Below are 16,528 nucleotides of genomic sequence, written 5' to 3' on the forward strand. Positions count from 1 at the left end.
TTAGATGGAAAATCAGCAGCTTTCCTAACGTGCTCTAGCATGAGGAAGGCTGCTTTTTGCATGCGTTTCTAAACGTTCGCGGATTGAAAATAGAGAATGGCGGCGAAAAAGGTTACGCGCACTGCAGGGGTGGGAGGGCGGTTTGTCAAAAGGAAAATAATCCATTAAGATTTGTATGTTAAGGAGTTGATTGTTTTGTCTCGTAAAGTTAGAACTCGTTTTGCCCCATCTCCGACTGGCTATATGCACATTGGCAACCTGCGTACAGCTCTGTTTGAGTATCTGATTGCCAAACACGATAACGGCGACTTCCTGCTTCGTATTGAAGATACGGACCAGGGACGAAAAGTCGAAGGCGCAGTAGATATTATTTATAAAACTCTGAAAGATGTCGGCCTGAACTGGGACGAAGGACCAGATATCGGCGGCAATTTCGGACCGTATATTCAGTCTGAGCGTCTTCCTATGTATAAAGGCTATGCCGAAGAACTCGTAAAAACCGGCCATGCCCACTACTGCTTCTGCTCGGAAGAGGAAATTGAAGCGCAGCGCAAGGAAGCTGAATCCTCGGTATTTCCTTCAAGTTTGACGATCCCTGCAAGCATCTTGATGCCAAGGAAGTGCAGGAGCGTATCGATCGCGGTGATCCGTTTGTTATTCGTCAGACCATTTCCAATGTCGGAGAAACATCCTTTGATGACATGGTTTACGGCCACATCGAATTTGACGGCGACCTGCTCGACGAGCAGATCCTGCTGAAATCCGACGGCTATCCTACGTATAACTTCGCCAACATCATCGATGACCACACGATGGAAATCAGCCACGTTGTTCGCGGCAACGAATACCTGTCTTCGACCCCGAAATACAACCTGATTTATGACGCGTATGGATGGGAAAGACCTACTTATGTTCACGTTCCGCCCGTAATGAAAGATGAGAAGCATAAGCTGTCCAAGCGTAACGGCGATGCGTCCTTCCAGGATCTCGTAGCCAAAGGCTATCTGCCCGCTGCCATTATCAACTACATTGCGCTGCTGGGCTGGGCACCGCCAACGGAGCAGGAGATCTACACGCTCGAAGAGCTGATCGATGTCTTCGATGTATCCCGCATTTCCCGCTCTCCGGCGATTTTCGATATCGACAAACTGACCTGGATGAACGGCGTCTATCTGCGCAGCATGGATGAGGATACATACTTTGAAACGGTTAGACCGTATCTGGAAAAAGCTGTCAAAGGTCCGTATTCCCATCGTGAAATCGCGAAGATCATCCAGCCGCGTATCGATATTCTCAACCAGATCGAAGAGGCTGTTGATTTCTTTGATCAGCCAGGCGACTACGATCTCGAGATGTATCGTCACAAGAAAATGAAATCCACACCGGAAACGGCCCTGACCGCACTGAAAGCCGCGCGTGAAGCCATTGCCGGTATTCAGGACTGGACAGAAGAAAACGTTCACGAAACTCTGCTTGCTCTGCCAAAGGAAATGGGCATGAAAAACGGGCAGGTTCTCTGGCCTGTACGTACTGCCGTATCCGGCAAGCAGTTCACCCCGGGCGGCGCGATTGAAATCGTGCATATCCTGGGCAAAGACGAATCCCTCGCTCGAATTGATCAGGGAATCGCGCGTCTCGAAGAGGTGCTCGCCTAGTCGTTTCCTTCAGGAATCGTTCCGACTTAAACCATTACTGTGCTGTATCCTTATGGTATGGCACAGTTTTTTCTGTCGGTTTTACCCGTCCCATCCCAATTCTGCAAATTTTGGAAAGGAGTGAGGATTGATGAGCTGGGAACAGTTTATTCATAACAATTTCTTGATGAAGCTTCTTGCGGCCACGATTGAACTGGTGATCGGTTTCTTTTTAGGACCTGCGGTTAAGCGTCTGATTTTGCGTCTGCACAATCGAAAAGGTGTGGATGAAGGCGTACTGACATTTACCGGATCGCTGGCGAACATTCTGATTCGCATCATTGCGATTATTATTGCCTTAGGCCAGATCGGTGTGGATATGTCGGTAGCTGTCGGCGCATTTTCCGCATTAGGCCTTGGCATTTCTCTGGCATTAAAGGACAACATGTCCAACGTAGCCAGCGGTCTGCAGATTCTGATTACCAAGCCGTTTAAAGTGGGAGACTATATTGCCTGCAACGAGTGTGAAGGCACAGTGGTTTCGATTGAAATCATGTTTACTACCCTGGAAACGTTCGATAATCAGGAAGTGGTTATTCCCAATACCGTTCTGATTTCCAATTCCATTACCAACTATTCGTGCTATCCTTCCCGGCGTCTTGTCATCAAGGTTCCGGTCAGTCTGTTTGTGGATCCACAGGAATTTCGAAGTGAAGCGCAAAAGGCGATGGAAGCCTGCCCGTACGTGCTCAAGGATCCAAAACCGAAAACCCAGATCGGCGATTATCTGGCCGACGGCAGCGGTATGGAAATCAATCTGGTCTGCTACTCCACGATCGAACAGTTCTGGGATATGAAGTTTGCTTTGCAGGAGGAAATTCAGAAAATCCGAAGCAGCCTTGCCCTGGCAGCACCGACGGATGTCATCACCCTTTCTTCTGCTCCTGCAGGCGTAAAGGAGACCAAAGGAAATTAAGCATGAATCTCTATACCTATATTTATTTACCGGCAGTCGAATCGTATCGACTGCCGGGCTTTCGAGAGCAGATGCGCTGCCGGTTCTGATTCAGATTCGGGAAGCCAATCTGTCGCTTGATCTGACGAGGCAGCTTTGCGGCGATCTGGTCAGCACAGTCTGCGCTCTGGATGCACCCAGTCCAGCTCATCCAAGCGGATCGACCAATTCACTTACGGTAAGTAAGAAAGCAAGCGCGGTCACCATCATCAACAATCCGGATCAAACCGATGCCAAACCGGAACAGAAATTTGAACAGGAACGTGAACAGGAACAAGAGCAGGAACCAGGAATGGAACCAGAACCGCTGGAAACCCGGCTTTCCAAGACGCTCGAGCAGGCGCGTCAGACTTTGCAAGCGGAAAAGGCAAAAAGAAAACGAGTCACTGGGTTCGAGAAGGTATGGATCTGCTTCTGTTCGTTCCGCTCTGGATTGCCATCAAGCAGGTATTGATCAATCTCTGGATGGATCCGTTTTTCGCGCATGAAGCGCTGCCGATGACGATGCACTTCGGTCCTGGTGATCTGATTTCCGCACTTGGCGTCTACGTGGTCGCTAAACTGCTCATCGCCTGCATTGCCCGCTATCCAAAAGGCTGGAAACGGTGGCTGACGATCGTACTTTGCCTGATCGGCTTTCTGGGTTCGGATTATGTCGGCCGAATGAACTGGCCCGGGGCGATTACGGTTTCGCCATGGAGCGTGCTGCTCGTGTGTGCAGTCGTATTCGCGCTGGCGTACGTATGGCATGGTCAGGTGTTTGGAAACCGAAAAACGAACCTCGAATCAGCTAAGCGGATCGGATCTGCTGGGACGACTCAATAGCGTCGGAAAAGATCAGACTTTCCCATACTCCGAATCGCGTTGTAGAATAGGAAAGAACTTTTTACAATTCACGGCCTGGAGCCACTCTCCAGGCTTTCGTTATGGAGCATGTTATGAATATTTTAACGACTATTCTCAAGACGCCCCAGTACAGTCAGGCTCTGCTGTATACCGTGATCGTTCTGATCGTGGCGATTATCGGTATCTTCATCCCGCTGCGCTGGCAGTCGATTCTGACTACGCCGTTTTCCTTCCGCACGTTTGGAATTCGCAAAATCCGCCGATGGCATTCGAGGACGGACACGCTTGGAAACATTTTCCTGTTTCTGAGTATCGTCTTCTGTATCCTGGCGCCCTGGATTCCGTATTCTCCATGGATTTATCTGGGATGGCTCATTGTGACGTACATTTGCTCGCTTTCGCGCGCGATTCGTATGACGGCGGTCACAAACAAAAAGATCAAACGGACGATCATCTTCTTTACCACGCTCGTATTTGGCATCGGTCTGCTTTCGACCATGGGCTTTTACAACCATTACGTGCTCTGGATTCGTTCCTTCTTCTTTGCGAACGCGATCGAATCCCGTGCCGCTTTCGATGTGATGTATTACCTTAACTCGGTCAACCCGGGAGCGTATTTGCTGCAGACGCTGCTACTCATTACGCCGCTGTTCTTTCTGTGGCGCCAGTTCAAGTACATGCGTCTGGAAAACACGTATCCGGCTCGCAACGTCGGCTTCTATATTGTGAAGACGATTCTGCTCTGCCTTTTCATGGCGGTATTCGCGATCTTCGGCCCGACCGGCCTCGATAACATTTACAACGTGGCCCCGAACAGCGCATCAGCGAAGAAGTGAAAAATAAGCCGATGAGCCGGGAAGACGCCAAAGCGTTTGAAAAAGAGCTGGAAGAGCGAAAACCGCAGGAAGAAGAAAACAAACCCGATCAGCCTTCCTCTCAGCAGTCGGAAACCCAGGCGGAGCCGCAGCCGGAAGAACCGGTACCGAATCCGGAAGAAAATCCTGAGGTACAGCCGGATCCCAATGCGATCCCGCCAGAAACTCCGGTCGATCCAGGCATCGATCCAAACAATCTCGCCGATCCCAACACGGCGCCCGTTCAGGTTTAAGTTCGGATCGAGACCCCTTCTTGAATTTTTGAAACGGAACGCACCCTCGCGGTGCGTTTTTGTGTTGGAAAAAGAAGACGGAGACTGCGAAAGATCCGCACGAGAATCTGGGGATGGGTCTCTGAGAAAAATTCGGAGAAGACTTTGGAGAAGAGTGACGATTCGAACCGGGACAAGGATTTTCAGAAGGGAATCCAAAGGATACGGGATACCAGCGCAGCGCCTTCCGGCTGCTGCCGGGCTGACCGCAGGCAAACGAAGCGGTTATCGGCCATCCTGGAAAAACAAACGGTCAGCCGATGAACAAAGAAACGATCGGTAAAAAGAAGAGGCAAAAAGGAGGCGGGAAGAGCAATCTGTAAGGGAAAGCTTCAGGAGACAGCCGCCAGAGAAAAGTACCCCGAAAACGAATGGAAACAAAATCAAACCTGAATTCCCCGGTGGAAACCGAAAAATCCAAAGGAGCCAAAACGGTGTCCGGCGAAAGCGATAACCGGTCCAATTGGGCGATTCAGGCCGGGAATTGGCCGGTTGGGCGTTTGCTCTTCTATAATGGGGTTCAGAAAGAAGGGACCAACCGATGAATCAACCTTTAAAACTGCTCAGAGAAAAATGGCTGAGCATAACGTGGATGCCGTCATCATTCCGACTTCGGACTTCCACGATACCGAATATGTCTGCGACTATTTTGGCGCAAGAAAGCACTTCTCCGGATTTACCGGAAGTGCCGGCGTTCTGGTCGTTCTGAAGGATCAGGCGGGTCTTTGGACCGATGGCCGCTATTTCCTGCAGGCTGCCCAGGAGCTGAAAGACTCTGGTGTAGACCTGATGAAAATGGGCATGCCCGAAACGCCATCGATTGAACAGTACATTCTCGATCATGTCGACAACGGCGGAACGCTGGCGTTCGACGGCCGCTGCATTTCCATGCATGCCTTTGAAAAGTATCAGGATCGCATGAACGAAAAGAACATCCGGATTGAAACCAGTCTGGATCTGGCCGGCGAAGCCTGGCCGGATCGCCCGGAACTCCCCGCAACAGAAACGTCCCATTTCGATGAAAAATACACCGGAAAATCCATGGAAGAAAAACTGTCCGAACTGCGTGAGGCCATGAACAAAGCCGGCGCCCGTCATCATGTTACCAACAAGATCGACGAAGTAGCCTGGCTCTATAATCTGCGTGCCCACGATATTCCAAGCTTCCCAGTCGCTCTGGCCTACACGATTGTCGATGAAGACGGCGGAACGCTTTATATCGATGAAAGCCGCCTCGATGCGACAAGTGCCCAACTCCTGAAAAAGCCGGCATTCGCACGGCACCGTACGATCAGGTCTACGACGATGCAAAAGCTCTGGAAGGACCGGTTCTGATGGATCGCGACTTCATCAACTCCCGCATTGGACGTTCGATTGAAAACCCGATCTGGCAGGATAACCCGATCCAGCTGATGAAAGCCTGCAAAAACGAAACCGAAGTTAACGGATTCCGTGAAGCGCACAAGCAGGACGCGGTGGCGATGATCCGCTTCTGGAAGTGGCTGGAAGACGAAATGAAAGCCGGTCATGTGTTGACCGAAACATCGGCTGCCGATCAGCTGCACGAATTCCGTGCCGCTCAGCCGGACTTTATTGAAGAATCGTTCACAACCATTTCTGCGTATGGCGCGAATGCGTCGATGCCGCACTATCATCCGGATCACGAACATCCCGTCGTGATTGAAAACCGCGGTCTGTATCTCGTGGACTCCGGCGGACATTATTACCCAGGTACTACCGATATCACCCGTACGTTTGTGGTCGGCGATCTGACGGATGAAGAAAAAGAAGCGTTCACCCGTGTGCTGCAGGGACACATTGCTCTGGAAAAAGCCGTATTCCCGGCGGGCGCCCGCGGTCTGAACCTCGATATTACCGCCCGTGAACCGCTCTGGAAAAACGGTCTGGACTTCAACCACGGCACTGGTCATGGTGTCGGTCATGTGCTCAGCGTACACGAAGGTCCAAACGGCTTCCGCTGGCGGATTGTTCCGGAACGCAAGGATTCCTGCGTTCTGATGCCGGGCATGGTGACTTCCGATGAACCGGGTCTGTATGTCGAAGGCAAGTACGGCATTCGTCACGAAAACCTGCTCGTTACCGTTCCGGCATTTGAAACCGAATTCGGACAGTTTTACAGGCACGATGCGCTGACGCTCGTTCCGTTTGATGTTCGCGGTCTCAACGTAAAAGAAATGGAACAGAACGAGATCGACTGGCTCAATGCCTATCATCAGCGTGTCTATGACGAAATTTCGCCGCGTCTGAATGAAGAAGAAGCCGCCTGGCTGTACGAAAAGACCCGCCCCATTCACGCGTAAATTCAAAATCGAATGAAAAACGGCTCTTTTCGTTTACCTGTCCGCACTGCGGGCGCTCCTTCTACCTCTCGCGCGATACCTATCTCATTCGCGATGAGAAAAGCACGGAGTATCAGCGGCTCAAAGACGGAACCTACTTCATGCACCAGTGTCAGGGCTGTCATCAGCTTTTTCCTCTGGAATATTCGCTCGTCTGGCGCGACCCGCGCTCTTCGCTTTCGCTGATCTGTACGGACCGCAATCCGGAAGGCTTTGAAGGCAATGTGGTCATCACCCGCTCCTCCCGGCAGTTTCTGGAAGCTTTTTCGATTCTGGATCTGCAGCTTCCGCTAAAGGAAACGCTGGCGCTCAAGCGCCGTCTGGAAAAGGAATACGGGACAAGGCTTCGCATTGTGGACTACGACGCGCAAAAAAGTATTCTTTGGCTGGATAAAGACGGAGATCTGATTGGAATACGGTCGATTCTTCCAAAATCTTCTTAGACGTTCAGTAAAATACAGAAAAGAAAAGGAGATTTTCCAACAATGAGCAAATTCGTCAGCGAGTTCAAAGAATTTATCTCGCGCGGCAACGTTGTGGATATGGCTGTAGAGTATCATCATGGGTTCCGCCTTCACTGCCATCGTCAACTCCCTCGTTACCGACATCATTACGCCTGTCGTCGGCATGATCTGTGCCGGTGTCAACATTGCCGATCTGTCCGTGACCATCGCCTCCGCAAAACTGCAGTACGGCCTCTTCCTTCAGGCTATCCTCAACTTCCTGATCATCGCCCTCGTCGTATTCTGCATGGTCAAAGCCATCAATACGGCCCGCGCCAAAGCCGATGCGCTCAAGAAGAAAAAGAAGAGGAAAAACCGGCCGAAGAAGAAAAGCCGGATCCTCAGCTGGTTCTTCTCGAAGAGATCCGCGACCTGCTGGCCAAGGAAAACGCCGCCAAATAGGGTTTCGAATTTCGATCCTTTTACAATTCCGAATTTCATTCAAGCCGTCTGGAATGCTGATTCCGACGGCTTTTGATTTGCGCATGAGCTGCCAGAGGTGCGAACGGTAAGCGTCAAATAAAAGACGGGTATTTTCTCGACCGCCTCCTTGGGATAATTCCTTTATTCAAGGAGGCTTTTTCATGGAATCAATCATCCCTGCAATCGATCTCGGTATCGATTTCTCCAAAGTTAAAAACATCTATCTGGCTCAGATGCCTGCTGACCTTCGCAAAGGAATTGACGGTTACGTCTCCCTGGTTCAAGGACCTCTCGCTCTGGATCCGCTGGATGGATCCTCTTTCTCTTCGTTAATCGACAGAAGAACAAGATCAAAGGTATCCTTCGTGACGGAAATGGATTCTGGCTTGTTTATAAGCGACTCTCCAGATCTTCCCTTCAGTGGCCTGTCAGCACTGACCAGTCCGACTTCATGCGAATTGACTGTTCGCAGCTGGCTTCTCTGCTTTCCGGTCTGTCGATTGTTCCCCAGCCGGCATTTCTGCCACGAACTTATAAGTATGTTTAAACCAATTTAAAAGGATGATTTTCTTGAAGGAATATCAAGATAAATCATCCCATTTACTTTATCTATCGCTCTAAATATGTTAAAATTAATACATGAATGTGCCGAACCCTTACCAGACAATCCGCAACGAGCTCCTCGAAGATCTTCATCATCAGATCAGCACCATGACGGAAGAAGAGAAAGACAAATTTATTGAGGATATGTACCTGGATCTCTATTTCGCTAAAGAAATCAATAAAGCCGTGAAAAGCGGCCGCTTTGGTCCTTCTACGGAAAAGATGGTTCCCTTGAAACTGGATTACTCTGAAAACGAGGACGGCGGCCCAGATATCAATATTCTGAATAAACAGCTGGCTCAGCTTGATCTGAAAGCCGATGTTTGTTTTAACCGGGCTGCGAAATATCAGGAAGAGGGAGACCGCTATCGTAAAGAAGCTGAAGATTTAAAGCTCAGTTCTGTTGAAGGAAGCAAGAAAAACCTTCCACCAAGTGCAGAAAGCAGGAAGCGGTCAAAGAAACCACTACCTTCAGTGTAGAAGGGGAAAAGCGCATTTGCCCAGTTTGCGGCTGTGAGATGAAAACTGTTGGAATGAAACGTCACTATAGGATTCATCGGATTCCCGCTCGCTATAGGCTGGAAGAAGTGCTGCGTGAGACAGTCGCGTGCCCAAACAAGTGTACGGATGAAAACGGGAAAGCCATCATCCGCACCGCCGAACCTGACGAGCCTGCACTGATCGACAAGAGTGTCGCAACTTCCTCTATGGTCGCGGGAATTGCCTACGATAAGTTCGTAATGGGAACCCCGGCCTATCGTCAGGAAAAGCACCTGAGTCTCACGGGACTGCCGATCAGCCGTCAGACCATGGGCAACATCCTGGAAAAACTTACGATCTTTATCTGAAGCCCCTCGTAAAACAAATGATTGAGGATCTCCCAAACTGTAACGTCGTCCATATGGATGAGACGGTTTTAAAGTGCACGGAGGTTAAAGATCGAAAACAGTCTTCTATGGTTGTCGCCGTCAGCGGAATCTATGAAGAGAACCAGATGGCTGTCTATAAGTTTTTCCCTTACAAGAAACAGGAGTTCGTAATCGCCCTCCTTGGCGGTTCTTTTCGTCATGCCCTTATGACAGACGGGCTTTATGCATATGCCAACTACTATGGCCCCTGCAGAAAGCTCAACTGTATGGCCCATGCGAGAAGAAAGATCTTCGAAGCCATCAAAGTCCGGTCAGACTTCGCGCAGTATCAGGCAGACGTCCTGAAGTGGGAAAAGACCACACTGGAGAACGACGAAGAGGCCGCAGAAGCGGCAGCCCAGCTGGACGAAACAGAGAGACCCGAACCAAGTCCGGGTCTCCAGATTCTGCTCACAGCCCTGTCTCTGTTCGGGAAGCTCTACCACATCGAATCCCACGTTGCTTCTTACTCGCACGAGGCGAGAACCGAAGTTCGGCAGGAACTTTCAAAGCCCTGCTTTGAAAGACTCACAAGAGTCATGATGGAGATTCAGAGTGGATTCGAGGAAAGAAGCACCGCCTACAGAGCAGCCAAGTACTTCATGGATCGAGCGAACTCGTTGGGAAGGTACCTGGAAGACGGTGATTATCCGATCGACAATAATGTGGCAGAAAGAGCCGTAAAGCCATTCGTGATCAATCGCAAAAACTTCCAGACTACGAAGAGTATCAAAGGTGCGGAAGTCGTCGCAGCGTTTATGACTTTGTTTCGATCGGCTGAAATGAACGACTTAAATCCAGAGCGCTACATGGAGTACGTTCTGGATGAACTCAAATGGTTCAAAGACGATGAAATCGCGGTAGATGTATTGAAGTCACTTCTGCCGTATTCAAAGGATTTACCTGAATATCTTCGAATTGGATACCGTGGACCGGATCCGAAGTATGAAGAAAACGATGAAGAATAAAAAATACGCCAAGCGGGATCTCGAAAGGGATCCCGTTTAGCGTATCTAATATTCAGTCTCGCGTATACCCGTCGATTGTTTGACACTTACTGCGAACGTCCAAGAAAAATGCGCGCCGCCGTAAGCCGGCAGCGCGCAAGGAGCGTCCAGTAAATGGGTTTGTGAGTACGGAATAGATGGACCGCACAAGCAGAATGCGTAGATGCAGGGCGCATGAATATGCATGTATATTATGCAATAGGCGTGCAGATAAGGAGCTGCGACTGGAATCAATGTTCCAAACGCAGGAAGAAGCGGGTATCGAGCAGGCGCTTCGCTGCGGTTCGAATCGTGTAGCTTGAAACGACTAAAGCCAGACGGACATAGCGGCGCCCCTGTTCGCCAAACGCCAGGCCTGGCGTGACCAGAATGCCGGTTTCATGAAGCAGATCTTTCGCAAACGCAAAGGAATCTTGCCATTCATCCGGAATTTTCGCCCAGACAAACATGGTGCCCTCGGGCAGCTTCAGATCCCAGCCGGCCTGAGAAAACTCGCTGACCATCAGACGCCGGCGGATCTCATACGTTTCCCGCGTTTTCGCCACGACAGGCGATCCCGTCTTCAGAGCGGTAATGCCCGCATACTGAACCGGAAGGAAAACGCCGTAGTCCATATTGGACTTCAGATTGCGATAGGCGGCGATCACATCTTCGTTGCCGCAGAGAATACCCAGTCTTGCACCGGCCATTCCATACGATTTGGAAAAGGAATTGAGTTCTACGCCGACTTCCTTCGCACCGGGATAGGACAGAAAGCTTTTCGGCTTGCTTCCATCGAAAATCAGATCGCTGTAGGCGTTATCGTAGACGACCAGAATATGATTGTCGCTCGCAAAGCGGATCAGCTTTTCAATAAACCAGTCGGGCGCGACGGCACCGGTCGGGTTGTTTGGATAGTTCACCAGCATCATTCGCGCTTTTTGCGCTCTTCTTCACTGATTGCATCAAAGTCGATCAGATAATCGTTTTCTTCCTTGAGGGGCATGAACAGAACATCCGCCTCCGCCATGCGCGGCGCATCGAGATAGGCTGGATAGTACGGATCCGGGATTAGATAGCCATCATGCGGGTTGCAGAAGAGAAGCGGGAGATTGACCAGCGCTTCCTGCGATCCCTGAAGCAGGCAGATTTCCGATGGCTTCAGGCAGACTTCGTAATGCTCCTGATACCAGTCCTGGATCGCTTTCACCAGTTCGGGCAGGGGAGACACCGCATAGCGGTAGTTGGCAGGAACGGCTGCCTGTTCGCAAAGCGTATCGATGACGCTCTGCGCGGGCGGAATGTCCGGGGAACCCAGAGAGAAATCCAGGACTGTCATCTGTTCTTCCTGTTCAAGTCGTTCTTTTTCCGCTTTGAGTTCGGTAAAGACCGAAGTATGCAAAGCTCTCATTCGTCTGGCAAGTTTCATCCGATATTCTGGCTGGCCGATTCTGTATCTAATAGAAAAGCTCTGACCAGCTTCCTCCTTTCGCCCGCGGCTTCCCAAAAAGATTCGCAGAGAATCCTTCCAAAGCATCAGCATCCGCCTGACACAGTTCTGCAGCAGACGGCGCTTCTATGGACAGAATCTATTGTATCAAGGATTGAGAAGCCGCGTTTGACGGGCGCTGAAGAATGGAAAAAGCCGAAAAAACAGAGCGCTTTCTCCCAAACAGAATTGCGGCGATCGCAAAAAGTCTTATTTGAATTAGAAATCTATCGTATCGATCTTTTGAGGAAATTTATTTTTTGGTTGCATTCAATGTCCGTACCCTGATATACTGATCAGGCATTCAGGGTATAGTTCAATGGTAGAACAACGGTCTCCAAAACCGTTGATGTGGGTTCAACTCCTGCTACCCCTGCCATCGAAAATACAGCTCGATCCAGACAGAACAATCTGTGGATCGAGCTTTTTATTGCCATTCAAAAATGAAATGTATCTCCGACGCCTGAGGAAAATCCGATCCTCAGACGTTTTTAATGGAGCGAGAACAAGAACCTGGCACCGGCTTTCTGGCAGCAAATTGTGAAAACGATTCGCAAAGAAGAAAGAGCAGACTGTCCAGGTAAGAATAAGAAAACGCAAAATGGCGCAAACGAAGAAAAGCGCAGATCGGACGGGATCTAATCCGTATACAGAACGGAATCAAAAAGTTCGTGACAAGGAATGCCGGAACGGTTCGATCAAAGGGCAGTCTGCCGGTATGAGTACTCAGGCACTCGATCGGTTCCGGGAAATTGCCTGCCAGCGCAAATCTTCAGGAAGCAATCCATGGATTCTGTGCGTTAAAAAGGCAAGTTAAATAATTAGAAAAAGCAATACATATAGATGAACTTTGGGTCGCAGAGCAGTCAATTGGCAATGTAAGCGTTGACATTCTTATTACGTGCGTAAATAATGACGATGGTCAGGTTAGTTTAAAACAGACGTTAAAACATGTATCAGTAAGCACCTTTTGTTTATACGGATTCGGCAAAGTTTACATACGAATGATATGAGTTCTGCCTTTCTATTCTCGTGATCTGCCGAAAAGTGGGGAAAGCTAACCGAGTTGCACTTTATCAATACACACAGTCCGACATCTGTCTTTTTCTGTTTACGCGAAAATTCAGCTGCATTCATGAATTTGCGTAAAGCCAGAAGAAATGCTTTATCTTCCGCTAGCTTAACATCAGAGCGATCTGCAGGTTTGGAACAAGGCGCCTGATGCTGTACACGGACGAAAACTGGAAGAGAACATTCGCTGGTCAGACAAAAGGCTCTCATTTGCGTCGGGCACAAATGGGAGGTGGTAAGGAGGAGGTGGCTGCAGTGCGATCTGAAAAAAGAAGACAGTTCTGTTCCTTATTCTTTTGTTCGTATTCTGTATTTTCCCAAATCAGTCGATTCCGATCCATGGAGAAGAGTCCGTACAGATTCTGGTCGATCTGACTTCGAGTCCGGCGGATCCGGTGACGGACAGCCGTATCTCGCTTATTCAGGTAGCCCAAACGGTCAACGGGGAATATCAGCTGCTGGCTCCCTTCAATACTGGGAAAGCCGATTTTCTTCAGAACTGGTCTGAAGAAATCACAGCCGAACAAAGAGAAGCGTATGCAGAACAGCTTCAGAAACTCACCCTGGAAGCCATAAACAAGAACCAACCCGTCGTAAGGATCGAACCCTCAATACAGACAGACCGGCAAATCGGGTATTCCGATCTCCAGCCAGGCCTGTACCTGTTAACGAGCGCGCAGGGAAATATGTATAGCCTGTATCCGCCGGTCATTGTGGAAATTAAAAGCGGATCCGAAAGTCCGATTCGAATTTTTCCCAAGGTTCAGTATCCAGGCGTTTCCGTCATTAAGAAGGACGAAAGAGGTCATACCATTACCGGACTGGATTTTGAATTCCGAATTTATGCCAATCCTGAATGCACAGTTGAACTGGCCGTGCTGAAAGGCAATCCGAGAACAGGCAAAACTGATTTCTATACGCTGACTTCCAGCACCCCCGTTTATCTCAGGGAAGTCAAAGCTCCGAAAGATTACAGACTCTCCGATGCGGTCATCCCCATTCACTTTGATGGAAACCAGGTTTTCATCAACGGAACTGAACCGCTGTCCTCCACAAATTCGCCGTATGAATTTGAAATTCCTGTCGTCAACGAAAAATCGATTTCGATATTACGACAGATGAAGACAGCTCCGAATCCAGTTCCGACAGCAGTTCTTCCAGTTCAAGCTCGGATGACAGTTCTAAGAGTTCAGGGTCTTCCGATTCCTCTTCCGACTCAAACAAATTAACCAGCACGAGCAATTCAAATTCCTCTCATGACCCGTCGCACAGAGGCAATGGTCTGAATACAGCTGCAGAAATGGGTATTCGGTATCTGCTGATGATTTTTGCGGCTGCAATACTGGGTCTGATTGGATTGACGGCTATTACAAAAGCCGACAAAAGAAAGAAATAATAATACATTTTCAAATACTAAATGATAAGAGGATTTAGAAATGAAAAGACTATTTAAAGGTATTGCAGCAGCCGGTTTATCATTGATGATGCTTGCGGGCAATACAATGCAAATGTTTGCGGATGAAATAATACCACCGCAGACGCCTCAAAAACGACAGAAGGCGTAAGTATCGTAACTACTGAGCTAGACAACCCAGGCTCTCCTAACAGGAAGTTTGACGTTCTCATCACCATTCCTGAAGGATTTGACGGAAATGTCATTAAGGTCTATCCTTTGGAAAATATCCCCACGGTCCACGCTCAGCCTAGCGATAAAAGGGATGTCCACGTGAAGATCGTCAATGAATCAGGGAAGGACTATTACTATGTAGATAAAAGCCTTCAAGTTGAAGTTCCTGCTCAGAATCTGGACGAGCCTAGAGAAACGGTTTACCGTCCTAACAATCAGGCTTTGATAGCATTAGGACTTGATGAGTATGCGTCGTCAAGGGACCTGGCTGACGCAGCTGTCGGATCTCTACTGAAGGAACAAGGATATGGTACAGGGACAGAGCTTACGGCAGCTCAGATCTGTGTTGAATACTTGGACGATTACTATTTAGATTATTACAACAATACGTTCAAGGATCCTGAGGCACCACAGGCATCTTCCCTTAGTGAGGTAAGCTATGAGTATCGTCAGGCTCTCTTTAACGATATGGCCTATAGCGATGTCAATGGCAACTGGGTTGAAGTCCCAACACAAATCCGCCCGGATAGATGTAGCAACGACCGTGAGTCAAATGAAGAGGTTAACAAGCTTAGTTACTACCATGCTTATAAGGATCTGCTTCTCTTGAACAAATTTCCTCTTTTAAATTACCAGGACACTGCGAGCGACGAGTATCTCGGTTTCAACGCTTTTCTAAATCAGCATGTATTTGCGGAGAATGGATTTGACCTCGAAAAACGGGTTCTGGGTACTGCCGCTAACTGCTACCAGAATCATGTCTTTTATTCCGATATGAGTTTCACGCTGGCTCTGGATGGCGTCAAACCAGAAGAAAAGACTTCTGAACCGGATTTGGTTAAGAAAATCACTGATGGCGATAAAATTATCATCGATGAGGGAGAGAATGCTGGGGACTATGCCACTGTCGATGCCGATGGTAGGGTGAAATTCGCTCTGACTTCTCATGTTGGTCAAGATCTTGCAGAAGTAATTAAGCCAAAAGAAGTTTTACCTCCTGGAACACCCGCGGGCGAAACTGTTGAAGACAAGTATGAAACGGTTGGAACCTATTCTTTCTGCTTTGTCGATAATCTGGACGAAGAACTAATTTTAGATAGAGATTCTATTAAGGTTTCAGTAAATGGAGCAGAGATTGAGCTTCCTGAGAGCGCTATTGAAATTGTTTCGCCTCTGACGGAAGGCGATTATGCTGGACGTACACAGATTAAAGTATCTGTGGATCTTGTTAGTCTGTTTTATCAAGGCATTTTCGAATACGAAGATTTTGGTAAAGCTCCGATTGTGATGACTTACACGGCGAAAGTGAAAGACTCTGCAAATGTAAACCCCGGTGATATGTATAACACGGCCTGGGTTGAATATCAGGACAAGCAAACTCAGCCCGATGATGTCGAAGTGGATACATTCGGTATTAAAGTCTTCAAATACGATCAGACCTCAAACAAGGGACTGCAAGGTGCTGAATTTGAACTGACCTATACAGATGATGAAGGTAATACGGTTGTACTCAAAGCTGTATCTAATGCCGAAGGTTACGTTGAATTTAAAGGTCTGAAGGCCGGCGATTATAAGCTCGTGGAAACGAAAGCTCCAGCTGGATACGTTAAATCCGACAAGTCTTTACCAATTAAAGTAAACAAAGATACTGATGATGATACGTATTATGTCAACGTAGAATTCGCAAACGCTCCTGAAGTTCATACCGGTGGAAGCGGAACCGTGCTCTTCACCCTGGGCGGCGGCGCTCTGCTGGTAATCGGTGCTGCGACGTATCTGATTTCAAAAAACGTCAGGAAAACTAATCCCTATTTTCTGAACATCTGTTCAGACAAAACGAATACCTGAACAGGCGGCAGGCAGGATCGCTCATCCTGTCGCCGCCTTTTCTATATCCAGAATTTGTCTTAAAAGAG

The 16,528-nt window shown here is 48.7% G+C and carries 15 protein-coding genes, 1 tRNA gene and 4 pseudogenes; 17 read left to right on the top strand and 3 right to left on the bottom strand.

The genetic code is table 11. The features are described from left to right. Window positions 1–243: 243 nt before the first annotated feature. Window positions 244–1,655: pseudogene (gene gltX, locus KWG61_RS06020) on the top strand (glutamate--tRNA ligase). A 130-nt stretch (window positions 1,656–1,785) separates the two neighbouring features. Further along, the gene (locus KWG61_RS06025) at window positions 1,786–2,610 is read left to right on the top strand and encodes a mechanosensitive ion channel family protein (RefSeq protein ID WP_230268329.1); all 825 of its coding nucleotides are present in this window, start codon (window positions 1,786–1,788) and stop codon (window positions 2,608–2,610) included. 22 nt (window positions 2,611–2,632) lie between these two features. Here KWG61_RS06025 and KWG61_RS06030 read toward each other — a convergent pair whose 3' ends face one another. Then, window positions 2,633–2,800, bottom strand: coding sequence for a hypothetical protein (locus tag KWG61_RS06030; RefSeq protein ID WP_242745260.1), 168 nt, complete (start codon window positions 2,798–2,800; stop codon window positions 2,633–2,635). A 251-nt stretch (window positions 2,801–3,051) separates the two neighbouring features. On the opposite strand from KWG61_RS06030, the gene KWG61_RS06035 reads away from it, so the two are divergent. The 12 genes and pseudogenes from KWG61_RS06035 (at window position 3,052) to KWG61_RS06075 (ending at window position 10,407) form a co-directional block, all read left to right on the top strand. Continuing rightward, window positions 3,052–3,474 carry a hypothetical protein gene (locus KWG61_RS06035; RefSeq protein WP_242745261.1) on the top strand — a complete coding sequence of 141 codons (423 nt, stop codon included), beginning with the start codon at window positions 3,052–3,054 and terminating at the stop codon, window positions 3,472–3,474. A gap of 113 nt (window positions 3,475–3,587) precedes the next feature. Next, complete coding sequence (locus KWG61_RS06040; protein WP_242745262.1) at window positions 3,588–4,331, top strand: hypothetical protein; 744 nt, start codon at window positions 3,588–3,590, stop codon at window positions 4,329–4,331. Continuing rightward, window positions 4,328–4,603 carry a hypothetical protein gene (locus KWG61_RS06045; RefSeq protein ID WP_242745263.1) on the top strand — a complete coding sequence of 92 codons (276 nt, stop codon included), beginning with the start codon at window positions 4,328–4,330 and terminating at the stop codon, window positions 4,601–4,603. The genes KWG61_RS06040 and KWG61_RS06045 overlap by 4 nt, the downstream gene beginning before the upstream one ends. 612 nt (window positions 4,604–5,215) lie before the next feature. Further along, window positions 5,216–5,512: pseudogene (locus KWG61_RS17160) on the top strand (aminopeptidase P family N-terminal domain-containing protein); the annotation flags it as partial. Beyond that, a pseudogene (locus KWG61_RS17165) lies at window positions 5,504–6,681 on the top strand (aminopeptidase P family N-terminal domain-containing protein); the annotation flags it as partial. The pseudogenes KWG61_RS17160 and KWG61_RS17165, both read left to right, overlap by 9 nt. Continuing rightward, on the top strand, window positions 6,670–6,963 hold the full coding sequence (locus KWG61_RS17170) for a M24 family metallopeptidase C-terminal domain-containing protein (protein WP_367614341.1): 294 nt from the start codon (window positions 6,670–6,672) through the stop codon (window positions 6,961–6,963). The pseudogene KWG61_RS17165 and the gene KWG61_RS17170, both read left to right, overlap by 12 nt. A 140-nt stretch (window positions 6,964–7,103) precedes the next feature. Next, window positions 7,104–7,445, top strand: coding sequence for a hypothetical protein (locus KWG61_RS06060; protein ID WP_242745266.1), 342 nt, complete (start codon window positions 7,104–7,106; stop codon window positions 7,443–7,445). Window positions 7,446–7,563: 118 nt separating this feature from the next. Further along, a complete protein-coding gene (gene mscL, locus KWG61_RS06065; RefSeq protein WP_242745267.1) occupies window positions 7,564–7,983 on the top strand; it encodes a large conductance mechanosensitive channel protein MscL in 420 nt (139 codons plus the stop codon). Window positions 7,984–8,161: 178 nt separating this feature from the next. Further along, window positions 8,162–8,475: pseudogene (gene tnpB / locus KWG61_RS16055) on the top strand (IS66 family insertion sequence element accessory protein TnpB). A 92-nt stretch (window positions 8,476–8,567) separates the two neighbouring features. Continuing rightward, complete coding sequence (locus KWG61_RS06070; protein WP_242743428.1) at window positions 8,568–9,011, top strand: hypothetical protein; 444 nt, start codon at window positions 8,568–8,570, stop codon at window positions 9,009–9,011. A 38-nt stretch (window positions 9,012–9,049) separates the two neighbouring features. After that, window positions 9,050–9,379, top strand: coding sequence for a transposase (locus KWG61_RS16060; protein WP_256460690.1), 330 nt, complete (start codon window positions 9,050–9,052; stop codon window positions 9,377–9,379). 17 nt (window positions 9,380–9,396) lie between these two features. After that, window positions 9,397–10,407: a transposase gene (locus KWG61_RS06075; RefSeq protein WP_242743364.1), complete on the top strand. Its 1,011-nt coding sequence runs from the start codon at window positions 9,397–9,399 to the stop codon at window positions 10,405–10,407. A gap of 269 nt (window positions 10,408–10,676) precedes the next feature. Here KWG61_RS06075 and KWG61_RS16065 read toward each other — a convergent pair whose 3' ends face one another. Beyond that, the gene (locus KWG61_RS16065; protein ID WP_256460798.1) at window positions 10,677–11,348 is read right to left on the bottom strand and encodes a pyridoxal phosphate-dependent aminotransferase; all 672 of its coding nucleotides are present in this window, start codon (window positions 11,346–11,348) and stop codon (window positions 10,677–10,679) included. Between the two features lie 5 nt (window positions 11,349–11,353). Next, window positions 11,354–11,854 carry an aminotransferase class I/II-fold pyridoxal phosphate-dependent enzyme gene (locus KWG61_RS16070; protein WP_256460799.1) on the bottom strand — a complete coding sequence of 167 codons (501 nt, stop codon included), beginning with the start codon at window positions 11,852–11,854 and terminating at the stop codon, window positions 11,354–11,356. Between the two features lie 365 nt (window positions 11,855–12,219). Between KWG61_RS16070 and KWG61_RS06085 the strand changes: the two genes are divergently transcribed. From KWG61_RS06085 to KWG61_RS06095, 3 genes are all read left to right on the top strand, one after another. Beyond that, window positions 12,220–12,293, top strand: a tRNA-Trp gene (locus tag KWG61_RS06085). 988 nt (window positions 12,294–13,281) lie between these two features. Further along, window positions 13,282–14,214, top strand: coding sequence for a hypothetical protein (locus KWG61_RS06090; protein WP_242745268.1), 933 nt, complete (start codon window positions 13,282–13,284; stop codon window positions 14,212–14,214). A 497-nt stretch (window positions 14,215–14,711) separates the two neighbouring features. Next, window positions 14,712–16,460, top strand: a complete 1,749-nt coding sequence (locus KWG61_RS06095) for a SpaA isopeptide-forming pilin-related protein (protein ID WP_242745269.1) — start codon at window positions 14,712–14,714, stop codon at window positions 16,458–16,460. Window positions 16,461–16,528: the final 68 nt, after the last annotated feature.

Source organism: Allobaculum sp. Allo2 (assembly GCF_022701175.1).
GTDB lineage: Bacteria > Bacillota_I > Bacilli_A > Erysipelotrichales > Erysipelotrichaceae > Allobaculum > Allobaculum fili.